Origin of the sequence: Staphylococcus simulans (genome assembly GCF_025561465.1) — a bacterium.
GTDB classification, from domain to species: domain Bacteria; phylum Bacillota; class Bacilli; order Staphylococcales; family Staphylococcaceae; genus Staphylococcus; species Staphylococcus simulans.
The window spans coordinates 2,380,340-2,396,521 of the sequence record NZ_CP095100.1 but is presented as its reverse complement, the minus strand read 5'-3'; the positions used below and the strand labels follow the sequence as shown (position 1 = coordinate 2,396,521).

Genomic DNA, 16,182 nt, shown 5'->3' with positions numbered 1-16,182 from the left:
CTTATTTCCCTTCAACTGCGTCGCGGCAAGCTTTTGCTGCTTCTACTGGGTCGTCTGCATTTGCGATACCGCCACCAACAATCACTAAGTCTGGTTCTTCAGCTACGATATCTTTGATTGTATCTGGTTTGATACCACCAGCAACGGCAACTTTAGAATTTTTGATAACAGATTTAACTGTGTGTAAATCATCTAATGGAGATTTACCTTCAGCTTGTAAGTCATAACCAATGTGTACTGCGATATAATCAGCACCCATTTCATCTAATTCTTTAGCGCGTTGTTTAATGTCTTGAACAGCAATCATATCTACTAATAATTGTTTGTCATTTTTGTGTGCTTCTTCGACAGCAGCTTTGATAGAAGCGTCTTCAGCAACACCTAAGATTGTTACAACGTCAGCACCGAATTTAACTGCTTGGCTGACTTCATAGTCTGCAGCGTCCATAATTTTCATATCTGCTAGAACTTTAACACCATCGATGTTTTCATCCATATATTGAACGGCAGGCAGACCTTCGTTATATATGATAGGAGTACCGATTTCTACGATATCGACATAATCTTTCACTTTGTTAGCTAACTCTGCAGCGTCTTCTTTATTTAATAAATCAATTGCTAATTGTAGTTCCAAAATGATTCATCCTTTCATAATGTATGTGTTGTAACTTTTGCTTTACTTAGATTATTTACCCTTTTTAGTTTTTGACAAACAACAGTGAATTTTACTGTTCGGGTGCAGCTGCGTTATCTACGTAAACCTCTACATTAGGATGATCGTATAAAACTGTTGCTGGGACATCTTTATCTTGAATGCCGCTCGCAAGTTTTGTAATCGCATCTTTCTTTTTCTCGCCAAACGCTAATAAGATAATACGTTTTGCAGATAAAATTGTAGAAAGACCCATTGAAATAGCTTGTTTCGGCACATCTTCTTCGTTATCGAAGTAACGGCTATTGGCTTGAATTGTACTTTCAGTTAAATCTACGACACGTGTAATACTGTCTTTTTCTGTACCTGGTTCATTGAAACCGATATGACCATTTTCCCCGATACCTAAAATTTGGATATCTGCAGGCCCTTTATCCTTAACCAGTTGTTCGTATCTTGCAGTTTCAGCGTCTAAATCTTTCGCATCACCGATTGGTAAATGTACATTTTCTTCTTTGAAGTGTGGATAGCGATCGAATAGCACTTCATGCATATAATGATGATAGCTTTCTGGATGATCGGCTGATAAACCAACATATTCATCTAAGTTGAATGTTTCTACATTAGAAACATCTAAATCATTTAATTCCATCAGTTTAACTAAGTCAGAATAAACATCTACCATTGTACCTCCTGTTGCTAGACCTAGTTTACTTTCAGGATTCTCGTTCATTTGGTTGAACAGCTCGTAAGCTGTGTAGAATGATGCTTTCTCTTTATCCCCTAAATTAATAATTTTCACGTTGTGTGACCTCCTTATTTGTATCTATATATGAAGACATACATGTCCATTATAACGAGGTGAAGTTTAAACAGATAGTAAATCCCCCTCAAATTATAGGAATATTTCAATAACCTCTTTAGAAAGTGGAGGAACAGTTATATAATGTAAATATTGTTTCTAATTTAAGAATTGATAACCGAGAAAACCTATCGTTAATTCAAGAATGAGCAGTAGGTTATATTTATTGACGAGGATTTAGTACAATTAAATGATAAAGAGATTGATAAATAAATCAAGAATAACACGATATAGATGGGGTTCAACATTTGATTTTGCTTAGTGTAAGGGAGTGAGCAGCTTGGAGCCGATAGAATATGAGAAAGTACAAACGTTACTGGCATCTTATGTAGATCAACCTGTATACTTGCATGTTGAAACAACCAATGGTGCGTATGCGAACCATTTTGATCAACGTGTCTTTAATGCTGGAACGTTTTTAAGAAATATCAAAGTAGTCTTTGAACATGCCAAACTTAAGGGCGGTGGCAAAGAACCATTCAGAGTGGGTTTGAAACTACAAGATAATGGATGGGTTTATGTACAAGGACTGACACATTATGAAGTGAACGAGGATAATGAATTCTTGCTCGCTGGTTTTAATTATGAAGGGCAATTAGCGGCAGCGCTTGAAATCAGTGCTGTACCGTTTGAAATATAAGGAGGACGTATCATGTCAGAGGAAAGTCATGTATTAGTTATATTTCCGCATCCTGATGATGAGACGTTCTCATCAGCAGGAACATTAGCACGTTATATTGATGAAGGTGTTCCAGTTACGTATGCTTGTTTGACTTTAGGTCAAATGGCACGTAATTTAGGAAATCCGCCATTTGCGACACGTGAATCTCTGCCGAAAATCAGAGAGCGTGAGTTGGAAGACGCAGCAAAAGCGATTGGTATTAAAGATTTAAGAAAGATGGGTTACCGTGATAAAACAGTGGAATTCGAACCACATGAAAAAATGGACGGGATGGTTAAAAGTCTGATTGATGAATTGCATCCTTCAGTAATCATTTCATTCTATCCAGGTTATGCGGTACACCCAGATCATGAAGCAACAGCAGAAGCGGTAGTTAGAACAGTAGGACGTATGCCTAAAGCAGAACGTCCACGTTTACAATTAGTTGCTTTTAGCAATGATGCGATTGATGAGTTAGGTATGCCTGATATCATTAACGATATTACTGATTATAGAGAAGTAAAATTAGATGCATTCAAAGCACATGCATCTCAATCTGGACCATTCTTGCATCAGTTAGCTGAACCGCAAGTTCCAGATACAGCCAAAAGTTTCTTAGAACAAGAAACGTATTGGACTTACAATTTTGAATCATGAGTGGAGGGGCACACAGATGACTGAATTTGATTTATCGACACGAGAAGGTCGTTGGAAACACTTCGGTTCTGTTGATCCTATTAAAGGTACAAAACCAACAGTAAAAGAAGAAATGACAGATCTACAAAGCACGCACAAAGATTTTTTATTTGAAATTGAAGAAGTCGGGATTAAAAATTTAGTATATCCCGTGATTATAGATGAATATCAAACGGCAGGTACTTTCGCATTTTCAACTAGCTTAACGAGAGAAGAAAAAGGTATTAATATGAGCCGTATCTTAGAAAGTGTTGAGAAACATTATGATAACGGTGTAGCATTAACATTTGATAATCTGCATACGGTATTAGATACACTTCAAAAACACATGAAACAAACTTCAGCAGGGGTAGATGTTTCAGGTAAGTGGTTCTTTAATCGCTATAGTCCCGTTACGAACTTAAAAGCTGTCGGCAATGCGGATGTAACGTATGGCATGGCAGTTGAAGGGGATAAAGTGACACGTAAAGAGCTGGCAATGGAAGCGAAAGTAACTACTTTATGTCCATGTTCAAAAGAAATCAGTGAGTATTCTGCGCATAACCAACGCGGAGTAATTACTGTAAAAACGTACTTGAATCGTGAAGCGACACTACCGTCTGACTATAAAGAAGTAATTTTAGATGCGATGGAAGCTAACGCAAGTTCAATTCTTTACCCAATCTTAAAACGTCCAGATGAAAAACGCGTTACAGAACGTGCTTATGAAAACCCTCGTTTTGTGGAAGATTTAATCCGTTTAATCGCTGCAGACTTAGTAGAAGTGGATTGGATTGAAGGTTTTGACATTGAATGTCGTAATGAAGAATCTATTCATCAACACGATGCTTTTGCGAAGTTGAAATATAGAAAATAATAGAATGAAACAAGGCCTTCTTAAGTAATGGTATGACATTGCTTGGGAAGGTCTTTTAATATGTAGAAAATGAGCGTGAGTTTAAAAGTTCACTGAATTCATGATAAATATCGCAAATAAAAATAGAGCACTGCATCTAACCTGTTGGGACTTCAGGTTGCTTGTGAGGAGGGACAGCCTCGTAAGCTAAGCAGTGCTCTATTTTTTAGGGTGATCGACAATTTACGTCAGGGGAAACATACTTGTCGATTTTAAATTCAATGATTAGATTAACTGTTAATGCCGTCGCATGCATATTTTAGGATATGTTCTATGATTAATTTAGGAGGTTAGTTGCGACTTTAAGCATTGTTTATGTCGGTGTAGAGGAAACGTCTGTCCTTTTGTTTGGGTGGGTAGAAAGGTGTAACGATTATTTATAGAATATGCTTTTAGGATTGATTTAGGATGCATACATTACTTGCGTTTCCTCTACATTGATTATTGTATGATATCTCTACATAAAATACATGAGGCTATGGTATCAACTTTATCTAGGACTAATTGCCGAGAGCGTTACAATTGATTTTTGAGATTGAGTTGTTCAATAAAATGACTCAACAAAGCGATTAGACGATTTTTTCACGTACTTTACCTGAAATATAATCCACAATACCGACCATAATGACTAAACCGATTAAGATAATGCCGACACGGTCCCATGAACGTGTTTGTAAGGCGAAGATTAACGGTGTGCCGATACCGCCTGCACCAATCAAACCTAAAATGGAAGCGGAACGCAAATTCAACTCGAAGCGATATAAAATCAAGGATAAGAATGTCGGTAAGATTTGTGGGACGACCGCAAAGACTAACGTCTTCATTTTATTCGCACCGCTCGCTTTTAATGACTCAGTAGCACTTAAATCGATGTTTTCAATATCTTCTGCGAATAATTTACCAAGCATACCTACTGAGTGAATACCTAGTGCGAGTACACCAGAGAATGACCCTGGTCCAACAGCTTTTATAAAAATCAAAGCCATCACAATCTCTGGAAAGACACGAATGATACTTAAAATAAATTTACTGACGCCTGATATAGGTCTGAAACGTATAATATTTCTAGCACCTAAGAAGGCTAAAGGAATACAAATGACTGCTGCGATAATAGTACCTACAACCGCAATCGCAAAGGTTTCTAATAATCCGCGTAATAAATCTTCACCGCCAGGCTGATAGACAAATCCCCAATCTGGATGTGTTAAACCATGCATAATGGATCCAAGGATTTGTTGCGACTTTTGTTTGATTTCTAAGGCGGGCATACCCGCAAAGGCCCAAACCAATAAGGCTATTATTACCAAGGAAATAATGCCATACTTTAACTTTGTGCGAGAACTGCCATAATGTTTTAATAATTCTGCTTTAGATTGTGTCATGTGAGTTGTTCCCTCACTTTCGAACTGATGTAATCAATAATCACCACAATGACCAATGTAAATAAAATAATCATAGCCGTACGGTCATACTGGAATAATCCCAGCGTCTGATCGTAAAACAATCCGATACCTCCGGCACCGACTAAACCTAACACTGCAGCGGCTCGAATATTGATTTCGAACGCAAAGAGTACGTAAGAAACATAAGAAGCTAAAGCTTGCGGTACAACACCGAATATAATCCACTTTGTTTTATTCGCACCGACAGCCGTCATCGCTTCAAGTGGTCCAGGTTCAATAGCTTCTAGTACTTCATATAATAATTTCGCGACAATACTGATTGTTAAAACAATCACTGCTAATACCCCGGGGATTTGGCCGATACCAAAGACTGCTACAAAGATAGCGGCTAATAATAAATCGGGGATAGTACGCACGATATTTAAGATGAAACGTGCTGGTATCGCAATCCATTTAGAACGTGAAATATTTTTTGCACACAATAAGGCAATAGGTACTGCGATGATAGAACCGATAAATGTCCCGACAATTGCCATTCTGATTGTATCTAACATGGGATTAAGTATCTGTTCGAGATAACTCCAGTCAGGTGGAAACATTTGAGTGAATAGTGTTCCGATTTGCGGTAAACCATAAATCAAATCACTAAAGCTGAATCCCGTATATAAGACACTCCAAAACACTAAAAACAATACCAATATAGTGGTCATCGCTGTTTTAAACGACATTTTATGACTCAGCATTTCTGCATAATTTTTGTTGGGTGTCATATTAATTCACCCCTAACTTCTCATTATCATTAATCGAACGTCCATAAATTTTATTGAATGCTTCATCTGTTGCTTCATCGACTGCACCGTCAAAGACTAATTTACCGTCACGTAAGCCAATAATACGTGTGCCATATTCGCGTGCTAAGTCCACAAAGTGCAAGTTAATGATGATGGTAATTCCTAATTCTTCATTAATACGTTTCAAATCATCCATGACTTGTTTAGTTGTTAAGGGGTCTAATGAAGCCACAGGCTCATCTGCCAGAATAATAGAAGGTTCTTGGCAGAGTGCACGAGCAATAGAAATACGCTGTTGTTGACCACCTGATAATTCATCTGAACGTGATTTATATTTATCTAAAATGTTTACACGGTCTAAAGCCTCTAATGCTTTGATTTTATCTTCTTTAGGGAAAAGGCCTAAGACCATTTTCCAAGTAGAGTGATAGCCGACCCTGCCACTCAGCACATTACGCATTACAGAAGAACGTTTCACCAAATTAAAGTTTTGGAAAATCATGCCGATATTACGACGCATTTCTAATAATTTCTTACCTGATGCTTTGGAGATGGATGTTCCATCAATCACAATATCGCCTTCGGTAATATCATGCAGACGGTTAATCGCCCGTAATAAGGTTGATTTACCAGCACCCGATAGCCCGACGATAACCGCAAAATCACCTTTTTCAATATTTAAGTTGATATGGTCTAAACCGACATGGCCATTATCATATACTTTACTTACATCTCTGAATTCAATCTGACTCATAATAGTAGTCCTTTCTAAATTAAGTATCGAGATAAAAACATAAGCGTACTCAAAAGATTAACTTCTGCACATACTTGCTAACAGAGTTCAATCTTGCTGAGATACGCTTAGGTTCAGTCAGTTTTTCTTAACTTGAATTATTTCATTTCTTTAACTTTTTTGTCGTACTCTCTTACTGTATCGAAGTTAGAATCTTTACTGTCTGTATAGCCTTCATGTGAATAAACATCACTGATCACTTGATGTCCTTCTTTTGTTTTAGCAATATCTTTAAAGGCTTTTTTCAATTTGTCTCTCCATTTTTGATCCATGTCGCTACGTACTGAAATCGTGTCATTTGGAATGTCTTTTGTTAATTTCAATACTTTTGTATCTTTGTAGACATTAGGTTCATCTTTTTTCACAATTTTACGTGCATCTTGGAATACAGCAGCCGCATCTACATCGCCATTCATCAATGAGATAATCGCTTGATCATGACCTTTCATGTTAACGACTTTCATATCTTTAAGGACGTTCACGCCTTCTTTATCCATTTCAACGGCAGGGAATGTATAACCCGCTGTAGAAGTAACATCTTGTAATGCGATTTTCTTACCTTTTAAATCTTTCACGCTGTTAATGCCTGAATCCTTTTTCACTAAAATTTCTGATTTGTATTTGTCTGTTAATTCTTTAGAATCAGAACCATCTTTGTTTACACCGAAACGTTGTGCTTGTAGTAATACATCAGCAGCTTTTTGATCATGCGCTAATGTATATGCAGTAGGAGGTAAGAAACCAACATCTACTTTTTTAGATTTCATCGCTTCTACAATTGTGTTGTAGTTTGTAGAAACAGAAACTTTTACTGGGATGCCTAATTCTTTAGATAATAATTTTTCTAAAGGTTTCGCTTTCGCTTCTAACTTATCCGCGTTTTGTGAAGGTACAAACTGTACAGTTAATTCTTTAGGTTTGTAATCTCCGCCTTTACTGTCGCTTTCTTTCTTGTTGTCTAATGAACTTCCTTTTCCACATGCTGAAACAAATAAAATAACTGCCATCATCAAAATAAGTAATACCTTAAAAGATGAACGTGCTTTCATTACGTTGTTAACCCCTTCCATATGTATAAAATTTGATACAGGTTCATTATATACACGGTGTAAATATGATACAATATATTAATTGTTAAGTTTAGGTAAATATTTAATATAATCAATTATTTAGTTTAATATTGTTAAATCTAAATTTAGTTATTGTAAATTTGCGTTCATCTTATGTCTCTAAACTATGACAGGTTCTATAATAAAGACAGAATTTACATTTGGAGGTATTTTAAAAGTGAGAAAATTAAACAAAATTTTTGCAGCTTTAGCTATTTCTACAATTTCCATCACTACTGTTCCAATTGATACATACTCAAATGCTGCACAAGCAGCACCGACTATCGGTACGAACCAAAAAGGAGAAGTAGTATTTGATAATTCACACGGGCAAACTGCGGGAGCAGCAGATTGGACGATTGATGGCGGCTTCTCAGATTATGCAAACAGTATTACGCAACAAGGGTATAAGGTGACAGAACTGCGCGGGGAATCTAATATCACACCACAAGCCTTAAAAGGTAAAAAGATATTGGTTATTCCAGAAGCAAACATTCCTTTTAAAACCTCAGAACAAAAAGCAATGACTGATTTCACACAACAAGGAGGCAGTATTCTATTTATTTCTGATCACTATAACGCCGATCGCAACTTAAACCGAATTGATTCATCAGAAGCGATGAATGGTTATCGCAGAGGCGCATATTCAGATATGACAAAAGGTATGACGGACGGGGAACGTAAATCTAAAGCGATGCAAGATGTTCAAAGTACAGATTGGTTAGCACAAACATTTGGCGTACGCTTTAGATATAACGCTTTAAATAATTTAACAACCTCTCATATGTTACAAGGGAAAGAAGGTTTAGGAATCACAGACAATGTCAAAAGTGTCACAATGCATGCAGGTTCTACACTTGCGATTACAAATCCTGATAAAGCTAAAGGAATTGTTTTTACACCTGAGGGTCTGCCTGCTAAGCAGAAATGGGGACATGCGGTAGACGAAGGTGTTTATAATGGCGGCGGTCAAGCAGAGGGACCTTATATTGCGGTTTCAAAAGTTGGAAAAGGTAAAGCAGCCTTTATTGGAGATTCTTCATTAGTAGAAGATAGTTCTCCTAAATATAAACGTGAAGATAACGGTCAAGCTAAGAAGACATATGATGGGTTTAAAGAAGCAGACAACGCACAATTGCTTAAAAATCTTACAACATGGTTAGGTAAATCAGAAAATGCAGATTCAATTACAGGATTAGGTGTTTCAAAAGATAAAGCCACTGCACTAAAAGATTTCGAGCAACCTGAAAATTCTACAGAACCGCAACAAGAGCCTTGGAATACACCACCAAGCCATTATAAGTGGTATGACCGTTCTACTTTTGCGGCAGGCAGCTTTGGTGCAAAAGAAAATAAGGATGATACTGTAAAACCAGAACAACCAGAAGACAATCAAGAGCCGGATGGCAACACATCTAATACGAAATTAAACAGCAGCGGGGTGTCTTTCGAATTACCAAGTAATTTAGAGGCGGGCAGTACATTTTCAGTTAAAGTAACATTAAAGCATCAACCGAAAAATCAAACACTCTCTAATATACGTCTAGGTATTTATGCAGAAGGCGGTCAACAATTAGGTATATTTGGAGAAAATACAACGCCAGGTTACAGTACACCGCAACAAGTGAAATCAGATAGTCAAGGCAATGCTGTATTAACATTCGAAGGTAAAACAGCTTCTGATTTTAAAGGTGACGCAAATGTAAGGTTAAAACAAGGCGATACAACGATTAAGACACAACCTATTCAAATCAATTAACGTATTTCAGGAGGAATCACAGTGACACAGATAGCTTTTTACATCGTCAGTGATGTGCATGGATATATTTTCCCGACGAATTATCAAGAAAGACAACAACAATTGCCGATGGGTTTATTACATGCGGAACAACTCATCAATCAGGATAAAGTCAATTACCCGCTTCACGTTCTCATTGACAACGGTGACTTCTTACAAGGTTCTCCGCTGGGTCATTATCTAGCCAAAGAACTTGGTTCAGCAAAACAATTAGCGTATATTTATAACCATTTCAAATTCGATGCAGGTGTGATCGGCAACCATGAATTCAACTTCGGTATGTCGTATTTAAACCAGACACTAGAGGCACTCAATTATCCTGTACTGTCTGCTAATATTTTAAAAGATGGCGAACCGTTCACAGGCCACGGTGTACGCTATATTGAACGCGGCGGGTTGATTATCGGAATCATCGGATTAACGACACAATATATTCCTCATTGGGAACAAGCAGCACATATTGAAGGTCTTACCTTCGAAAGCGCAGCAACCGCTTTAGAACGTTGGCTGCCAGAAGTGAAAGCACATGCGGATATTATTGCGGTTTGTTATCACGGTGGTTTTGAATGTGATTTAACAACAGGCGAACCGACGGAAGACCTGACAGGAGAAAACGAAGGTTATGCGATGTTGAAGCAGTTCCATCAAGATATTGACTTACTCATCACAGGACATCAACATCGTGAAATTGCGGAAACTGTTTATGATATCCCAGTCATCCAGCCCGGTGCGAAAGGTGAGAAAGTAGGAAGAATCATCTTAGACGTTGAAAGAGGCAAAATACAAAATGCGGAAGTCAGTCTGCTTAGTAATGAAACATTAACACCTGCTTCTGATACAGAGCCTGAATTCGCACAAAAAATGGCCGCATTTGATGCGGAAGTGGATGCTTGGCTAGATGTGCCGATTGCGCGATTAGAGGAGACGATGATTGTAGATGATGCATTTGTCGCCCGCACAACACCGCATCCTTACATTAATTTCTTAAATTACATCTTAATGGATGTGAGCGGTGCTGATATTGCAGCATCTGCGTTGTTTGATTTGTCTAGTGGATTCGGAAACGAAGTGACTATGCGGGATGTCTTAAATAATTATCCATTTCCTAATACGTTCAATGTACTTGAACTGACAGGACAGGATATTAAAGATGCGATTGAATTAACCGCAGAATATTTTTCTGTCGATGATGGCCAAGTCACTGTGAACCCAGAATTCATTTATCCTAAGCCACAACATTACAATTATGATATTTACTCAGGTATCAGTTATACCATTAAAGTCAGCAACCCTGTCGGTTCACGTGTCGTGCAATTAGATTATCAAAGGAATCCGATCCATATGAAAGAGACTTATAAGGTTGTCTTAAATAACTATCGTGCAGTAGGCGGGGGGAATTATCCGATGTTCAGTGCGGATAAAATTGTTGAAGATATTCAAACTGAAGGAGCACAACTGATTATTGATTATCTGCAAGCGCACCCAAAACTTAAGATTCCAAATGTTACTGATTTCAAAGTGGAAGTATAACTAGGTGTGTATTTATATGAATAGTACCAATTGGATTCATCCAAATAATAAAGCCGAAGAAAAGATCTAGATTTTCCTTGGCTTTGAAACACAAACGTGTATTAGAAAGTTTATTAAATAGTAAAAGGACGATTTTCATTTTGTGAAAATCGTCCTTTTGAATATTGGAACATTTATATTCTGACATTCATTTTATTGATTATTAGATTAAACTTCTTGAACGTCTACATCGATTTTTTCGATACGGTTATAAGCACCGTGGTCTACAGGACCTACGAAGTCGTTCATTTTCCAACCGTTTTTAATTGCAGATGCGACGAATGCTTTTGCGTTAACAACTGCATCTTTAGGTGATTGGCCGTTTGCTAGGTTAGCAGTTGTGGCTGCTGCGAACGTACAACCAGCACCATGGTTATAACTTTGTTGGAACATATCTGTTGTTAATTGATAGAATTTATCGCCGTCGTAGTATAAGTCATAAGATTTTTCTTGATCTAATGCTTTACCACCTTTGATGACTACATTTTGTGCACCTTGATCATAAATGATTTTAGCTGCTTTTTTCATATCATCGATAGATTTTAATGTACCTAATCCAGATAATTGACCAGCTTCAAATAGGTTAGGTGTTGTAACTGTTGCTTTAGGTAATAGATATTTAATCATTGCATCTGTATTACCTGGGTTGAGTACTTCATCTTCACCTTTACAAACCATAACTGGGTCAACAACGAAGTATTTCGCACCTGACTCTTCAAATGCTTCTCCTGCACGTTTGATGACTTCTTCAGTACCTAACATACCTGTTTTGACAGCGTCTGGTCCAATAGAGATTGCTGTTTCTAATTGTTTGTTAAATACGTCGAAAGGAATTGGTGTTACATCGTGTGACCATGTTTCTTTGTCCATTGTCACGATTGCTGCTAAAGCAACCATTCCATAAGTGTCTAATTCTTGGAATGTTTTTAAATCTGCTTGCATGCCAGCTCCTGCACTTGTATCTGAGCCTGCAATTGTTAATACTTTTTTCAATGCCATATGTTCATACACTCCCTAACGTTTCTTTTACTCTATAATAACATGTTTACAAGGGTGGATTGAACTTTTTGATATATCGTGTGTTATCATAGTTTTGAGGTGATACCATGGAGTGGTCTGAAGTATTTCATGATATAACAAGTCGTCATGATTTCAAAGCAATGCATGATTTTTTAGAAAAAGAATATACGACAAAAATAGTTTATCCTGATAGAGAAAATATATATCAAGCGTTTGATTTAACGCCTTTTGATAAAGTAAAGGTCGTTATCTTAGGCCAAGACCCATATCACGGCCCTAAACAAGCGCATGGACTAGCATTCTCTGTTCAGCCAGAAGGAAAGTTTCCACCTTCTTTACGCAATATGTATAAAGAACTAGAAGATGATATCGGCTGCAAGAGAACAGTATCTCACTTGCAAGATTGGGCGAAAGAAGGCGTGTTATTATTAAATACTGTCTTAACTGTGCGTAAAGGTGAAGCTCATTCACACCGTGGTATCGGTTGGGAAATCTTTACGGATGAGATTATTAAAACCGTTTCTGAACAGCGTGACCATGTGGTCTTTATTTTGTGGGGTAAACCTGCACAACAAAAAGAGAAGTTAATAGATACGTCTAAACATGATGTGATTAAGTCAGTACATCCAAGTCCATTATCAGCGTATCGCGGTTTCTTTGGATCTAAGCCGTATTCTCAAGCGAATGCTTATTTAGAAGCACATCATCAAACACCAATAAATTGGTGTGGTGAGGAGGCTATGGATGAATAAAGAGAAGTTAATTGCGTTAATTGAACGTGAATTAGTACAAGCGGATGAAGCGGCGAGTGAAGCGGAATTCAGCAAGCATATGTATGCGATTCATACACTGACTTCACTGTATACAGATAGTGATTCAAGTGACGTGCCTGCACGTTCATCAAAACAAACAAGTATGACGTATCAGCAAGCGCCTTCAGTGACGTCTCCAAGTTATACGACAAGTTCACATTCACAAGTATCAGCGGCAGAAATTAAAGCGATGGGCGGGAAAGTGTCATCGCAACAGAACTCATCGAATTTATCGACACCACCGGGGAACTCTAATAAAATGGTAACTGATGACGAATTAGGAAATGGCGATTCTATTTTTGACTTTTAATGACAAAGGAGAGACTTTATATGAACTTTAAAACGATGAAAACGTTCGTAGCAATTGGCGCTGGGTGTGCAGCACTTTCAGTTGCGACTGGTGCGTTTGGTGCACACGCATTAGCAGATAAATTATCACCGCATTATTTAGATGTGTGGAACAAAGCAACAACATATGAAATGTATCACAGCTTAGGTTTAATCGGTATTGGTATCTTAAGCGGTACAACTAAATTGAACTTAAAAGCTGCAGGCTGGATGATGCTTGGCGGTATTGTTATCTTCAGTGGCTCATTATACACTTTATCATTAACACAAATTAAACCGTTAGGTGCAATTACACCAATCGGTGGAGTGTTATTTATCGCTTCTTGGGTAACTTTACTCGTACAAACACTAAAATTAAAAAAATAAACTAATAAACGGTTCAAAAATTCACCTCACAGGGTATAATGTATCGAATGAGGTGAATTTTTATTATGGGAAAAATAGAGAAAAGACACCATAAAAAAGTAGACCGAGGAGATTTACAACAAAACCTATCTGAGAAATTTGTATGGGCCATTGCCTATGGTTCATGTATAGGTTGGGGGTCATTTATTTTACCAGGGGACTGGATCAGTCAATCTGGTTCTATCGCAGCAGCAATCGGGATTACAATTGGTGCATTACTAATGATTATTATTGGCGTGAGTTATGGCGCATTAGTGAAACACTTCCCAGTATCTGGGGGTGCATTTGCGTTCAGTTATTTAAGCTTCGGGAGGTATGTCAGCTTCTTCTCATCATGGTTCCTGACATTCGGTTATATTTGTGTGGTCGCATTGAATGCCACCGCGTTTAGCTTACTCTTGAAGTTTATGATGCCGGGCGTACTTGAACACGGTAAGCTATATACCATCGCTGGATGGGATGTTTACATTACCGAAATTATTATCGCAACAGCTTTACTTTTACTCTTTACATTTATTACCATTCGTGGTGCACAAGTTTCAGGTAGTCTGCAGTACTACTTCTGTATCGCAATGGTAGTTGTTGTATTATTAATGTTTTTCGGATCATTTTTCGGTAGTGGTTTCTCATTGAGTAACTTACAACCTTTAGCTGAGGAGAAAAAAGGGTGGTTTACATCAATTATTATGATTGTAGCTGTCGCACCTTGGGCGTATGTCGGATTTGATAATATTCCACAAACCGCGGAAGAATTCGACTTTGCGCCGAATAAAACATTTAAATTGATTGTTTATAGCTTGCTTGCGGCAGCTGGGACATACGTTTTAATGATTTTATATACGGGCTGGTTAAGCAGCCGTGGCGCAGAAAACAGCGACTTATGGGTAACAGGTGCTGTGACACAACAATCCTTTGGCTATATTGGTTTATTTGTCTTAGCTGTAGCAATTACTATGGGGATTTTCACAGGACTTAATGGTTTCTTAATGAGTTCAAGTCGTTTGTTATTCTCAATGGGACGTTCAGGTATTATGCCTGGTGTATTCAGTAAAATCCACCCAAGATTTAAGACGCCATATGTCGCAATCTTATTCTTAGGTGCTTTAACATTAATTGCACCTTGGTTAGGACGTACTGCATTGACATGGATTGTAGATATGTCTTCAACAGGTGTATCTGTCGCATATCTTGTGACATGTTTATCAGCAACGAAATTATTCAGTTATAATAAAGAAAGTAATACTTACGCACCGATTTATAAAACATTTGCGATTGTCGGTTCAATCTTTGCGTTTATTTTCTTAGGATTACTCTTAATCCCAGGATCACCAGCCGCATTATCAACACCATCTTATATTGCGTTGATTGTATGGTTAGTTCTAGGCTTAGCATTCTTCGTTGTACGTTATCCAAAATTAAAAAATATGGATAAAGACGAACTGAGTCGACTAATCTTAGATACAAGTCAACAAAAAGTAGATGAAATCTTAGATGAACCAGACTCTGAACCTACTCAAACAAAAGCATAAATTATATATTAAGAGCGATGATCTAATTACAGGTTCATCGCTCTTTTCTTATGAAATCATAAGTTTTAAAAGATACAACTGTACTATAATCACGCATAATTACTTGCATTAACTAAAGGAATAATATAAGTTATTAAAAACAAATAAAATGGAGATTCCATGGTGTTTGTTGAAAATCCACTTAGGAGGAACAATATGGAAAAGATGGTCGAGCAGTTTATCGATCAATTTGGTTACCTCGGTGTATTCTTATTAATCGCATTAGAAAACATTTTTCCACCCATTCCATCAGAATTGATTTTAACTTTCAGCGGTTTCTTGACTTTACATTCTGATATGAATATCGTAGGTGTAATTATTGCGGCAACATTGGGTTCTGTATTCGGAGCAATTGTACTTTACTTTGTTGGTCGTTTATTATCTACAGAACGTTTGCAGAAATTAGCGAATGGTAAAACAGGAAAAATTCTGCGTTTTAAAGCGAGTGATATCGAAAAGGCAGATGACTGGTTCGATAATCACGGTAAAAAGATTGTTTTCTTTGCGCGATTTATTCCTGTCATTAGAAGTTTGATTTCTATACCAGCAGGAACGACCAATATGCCTTTAACATCGTTTATTATACTTACCACACTTGGTACATTAATATGGAATACAGTGCTCGTAATTTTAGGTCAACAAGCTGGAGAAGCATGGCCGAAAATTTCAGCCGCATTTGATTCTTTCTCAAATATCGTACTTATTGTCTTAGTTATTTTACTTATTATTGCGATTATCTATTTTGTGAAGAATCGTTTTAAAAACTCAAAATCAGATGAATAATCAATCGCCGTTATTTC

17 protein-coding genes are annotated in these 16,182 nt (G+C 37.4%); 10 read left to right on the top strand and 7 right to left on the bottom strand.

All coding sequences use genetic code 11. The features are described from left to right. Window position 1 precedes the first annotated feature (1 nt). Together hxlA and nagB are read right to left on the bottom strand one after the other, a co-directional pair. A complete protein-coding gene (gene hxlA / locus MUA87_RS11330; RefSeq protein ID WP_002481358.1) occupies window positions 2-634 on the bottom strand; it encodes a 3-hexulose-6-phosphate synthase in 633 nt (210 codons plus the stop codon). A 91-nt stretch (window positions 635-725) separates the two neighbouring features. Further along, window positions 726-1,454: a glucosamine-6-phosphate deaminase gene (nagB, locus tag MUA87_RS11325; RefSeq protein WP_023015486.1), complete on the bottom strand. Its 729-nt coding sequence runs from the start codon at window positions 1,452-1,454 to the stop codon at window positions 726-728. A gap of 340 nt (window positions 1,455-1,794) precedes the next feature. Here nagB and MUA87_RS11320 point away from each other — a divergent pair, with 340 nt between their 5' ends. The 3 genes from MUA87_RS11320 to folE2 are packed head-to-tail and all read left to right on the top strand — an operon-like array spanning window position 1,795 to window position 3,727. Continuing rightward, window positions 1,795-2,154, top strand: a complete 360-nt coding sequence (locus MUA87_RS11320) for a YojF family protein (RefSeq protein WP_002481360.1) — start codon at window positions 1,795-1,797, stop codon at window positions 2,152-2,154. 12 nt (window positions 2,155-2,166) lie between these two features. Beyond that, window positions 2,167-2,832 carry a bacillithiol biosynthesis deacetylase BshB2 gene (bshB2, locus tag MUA87_RS11315; RefSeq protein ID WP_023015485.1) on the top strand — a complete coding sequence of 222 codons (666 nt, stop codon included), beginning with the start codon at window positions 2,167-2,169 and terminating at the stop codon, window positions 2,830-2,832. A 16-nt stretch (window positions 2,833-2,848) separates the two neighbouring features. After that, the gene (folE2, locus tag MUA87_RS11310; RefSeq protein WP_070684310.1) at window positions 2,849-3,727 is read left to right on the top strand and encodes a GTP cyclohydrolase FolE2; all 879 of its coding nucleotides are present in this window, start codon (window positions 2,849-2,851) and stop codon (window positions 3,725-3,727) included. Window positions 3,728-4,335: 608 nt separating this feature from the next. Here folE2 and phnE (MUA87_RS11305) read toward each other — a convergent pair. The 4 genes from phnE (MUA87_RS11305) to MUA87_RS11290 all read right to left on the bottom strand — a co-directional run bounded on the left by phnE (MUA87_RS11305) (window position 4,336) and on the right by MUA87_RS11290 (window position 7,802). Then, complete coding sequence (gene phnE / locus MUA87_RS11305) at window positions 4,336-5,148, bottom strand: phosphonate ABC transporter, permease protein PhnE (protein ID WP_262550842.1); 813 nt, start codon at window positions 5,146-5,148, stop codon at window positions 4,336-4,338. Continuing rightward, window positions 5,145-5,939: a phosphonate ABC transporter, permease protein PhnE gene (gene phnE / locus MUA87_RS11300; protein WP_262550841.1), complete on the bottom strand. Its 795-nt coding sequence runs from the start codon at window positions 5,937-5,939 to the stop codon at window positions 5,145-5,147. The genes phnE (MUA87_RS11305) and phnE (MUA87_RS11300) overlap by 4 nt, the downstream gene beginning before the upstream one ends. 1 nt (window position 5,940) lies before the next feature. Then, entirely contained in the window at window positions 5,941-6,714 is a 774-nt protein-coding gene (gene phnC / locus MUA87_RS11295) for a phosphonate ABC transporter ATP-binding protein (protein ID WP_262550840.1), read from the bottom strand. 137 nt (window positions 6,715-6,851) lie between these two features. Next, window positions 6,852-7,802, bottom strand: coding sequence for a phosphate/phosphite/phosphonate ABC transporter substrate-binding protein (locus MUA87_RS11290; protein WP_105966390.1), 951 nt, complete (start codon window positions 7,800-7,802; stop codon window positions 6,852-6,854). A gap of 238 nt (window positions 7,803-8,040) precedes the next feature. On the opposite strand from MUA87_RS11290, the gene MUA87_RS11285 reads away from it, so the two are divergent. Then, a complete protein-coding gene (locus MUA87_RS11285; RefSeq protein WP_262550839.1) occupies window positions 8,041-9,621 on the top strand; it encodes a DNA-binding protein in 1,581 nt (526 codons plus the stop codon). A 21-nt stretch (window positions 9,622-9,642) separates the two neighbouring features. After that, complete coding sequence (locus tag MUA87_RS11280; RefSeq protein ID WP_262550838.1) at window positions 9,643-11,190, top strand: bifunctional metallophosphatase/5'-nucleotidase; 1,548 nt, start codon at window positions 9,643-9,645, stop codon at window positions 11,188-11,190. 207 nt (window positions 11,191-11,397) lie between these two features. Here MUA87_RS11280 and thiD read toward each other — a convergent pair whose 3' ends face one another. Then, on the bottom strand, window positions 11,398-12,228 hold the full coding sequence (gene thiD / locus MUA87_RS11275) for a bifunctional hydroxymethylpyrimidine kinase/phosphomethylpyrimidine kinase (RefSeq protein WP_023015477.1): 831 nt from the start codon (window positions 12,226-12,228) through the stop codon (window positions 11,398-11,400). A gap of 107 nt (window positions 12,229-12,335) precedes the next feature. Here thiD and MUA87_RS11270 point away from each other — a divergent pair, with 107 nt between their 5' ends. From MUA87_RS11270 to MUA87_RS11250, 5 genes are all read left to right on the top strand, one after another. Next, window positions 12,336-13,001: a uracil-DNA glycosylase gene (locus MUA87_RS11270; protein WP_057510139.1), complete on the top strand. Its 666-nt coding sequence runs from the start codon at window positions 12,336-12,338 to the stop codon at window positions 12,999-13,001. Then, on the top strand, window positions 12,994-13,371 hold the full coding sequence (locus MUA87_RS11265; protein WP_002481371.1) for a DUF5327 family protein: 378 nt from the start codon (window positions 12,994-12,996) through the stop codon (window positions 13,369-13,371). The genes MUA87_RS11270 and MUA87_RS11265 overlap by 8 nt, the downstream gene beginning before the upstream one ends. A 20-nt stretch (window positions 13,372-13,391) precedes the next feature. After that, complete coding sequence (locus MUA87_RS11260; protein WP_002481372.1) at window positions 13,392-13,775, top strand: DUF423 domain-containing protein; 384 nt, start codon at window positions 13,392-13,394, stop codon at window positions 13,773-13,775. 65 nt (window positions 13,776-13,840) lie between these two features. Next, window positions 13,841-15,343 (top strand): APC family permease, encoded by a 1,503-nt coding sequence (locus MUA87_RS11255; RefSeq protein WP_002481373.1) that lies wholly within the window; start codon window positions 13,841-13,843, stop codon window positions 15,341-15,343. 195 nt (window positions 15,344-15,538) lie between these two features. Beyond that, entirely contained in the window at window positions 15,539-16,165 is a 627-nt protein-coding gene (locus tag MUA87_RS11250; protein WP_023015475.1) for a DedA family protein, read from the top strand. Window positions 16,166-16,182 lie beyond the last annotated feature (17 nt).

What these genes read in the sequence shown, in the direction of transcription:
- MUA87_RS11265 (WP_002481371.1), top strand. Translation starts at nt 12,994, where the DNA reads ATGAATAAAGAGAAGTTAATTGCGTTAATTGAACGTGAATTAGTACAA.
- MUA87_RS11290 (WP_105966390.1), bottom strand. Translation starts at nt 7,802, where the DNA reads ATGAAAGCACGTTCATCTTTTAAGGTATTACTTATTTTGATGATGGCA.
- bshB2 (WP_023015485.1), top strand. Translation starts at nt 2,167, where the DNA reads ATGTCAGAGGAAAGTCATGTATTAGTTATATTTCCGCATCCTGATGAT.
- thiD (WP_023015477.1), bottom strand. Translation starts at nt 12,228, where the DNA reads ATGGCATTGAAAAAAGTATTAACAATTGCAGGCTCAGATACAAGTGCA.
- phnE (WP_262550841.1), bottom strand. Translation starts at nt 5,939, where the DNA reads ATGACACCCAACAAAAATTATGCAGAAATGCTGAGTCATAAAATGTCG.
- phnC (WP_262550840.1), bottom strand. Translation starts at nt 6,714, where the DNA reads ATGAGTCAGATTGAATTCAGAGATGTAAGTAAAGTATATGATAATGGC.
- phnE (WP_262550842.1), bottom strand. Translation starts at nt 5,148, where the DNA reads ATGACACAATCTAAAGCAGAATTATTAAAACATTATGGCAGTTCTCGC.
- MUA87_RS11255 (WP_002481373.1), top strand. Translation starts at nt 13,841, where the DNA reads ATGGGAAAAATAGAGAAAAGACACCATAAAAAAGTAGACCGAGGAGAT.
- MUA87_RS11260 (WP_002481372.1), top strand. Translation starts at nt 13,392, where the DNA reads ATGAACTTTAAAACGATGAAAACGTTCGTAGCAATTGGCGCTGGGTGT.
- MUA87_RS11250 (WP_023015475.1), top strand. Translation starts at nt 15,539, where the DNA reads ATGGAAAAGATGGTCGAGCAGTTTATCGATCAATTTGGTTACCTCGGT.
- MUA87_RS11270 (WP_057510139.1), top strand. Translation starts at nt 12,336, where the DNA reads ATGGAGTGGTCTGAAGTATTTCATGATATAACAAGTCGTCATGATTTC.
- folE2 (WP_070684310.1), top strand. Translation starts at nt 2,849, where the DNA reads ATGACTGAATTTGATTTATCGACACGAGAAGGTCGTTGGAAACACTTC.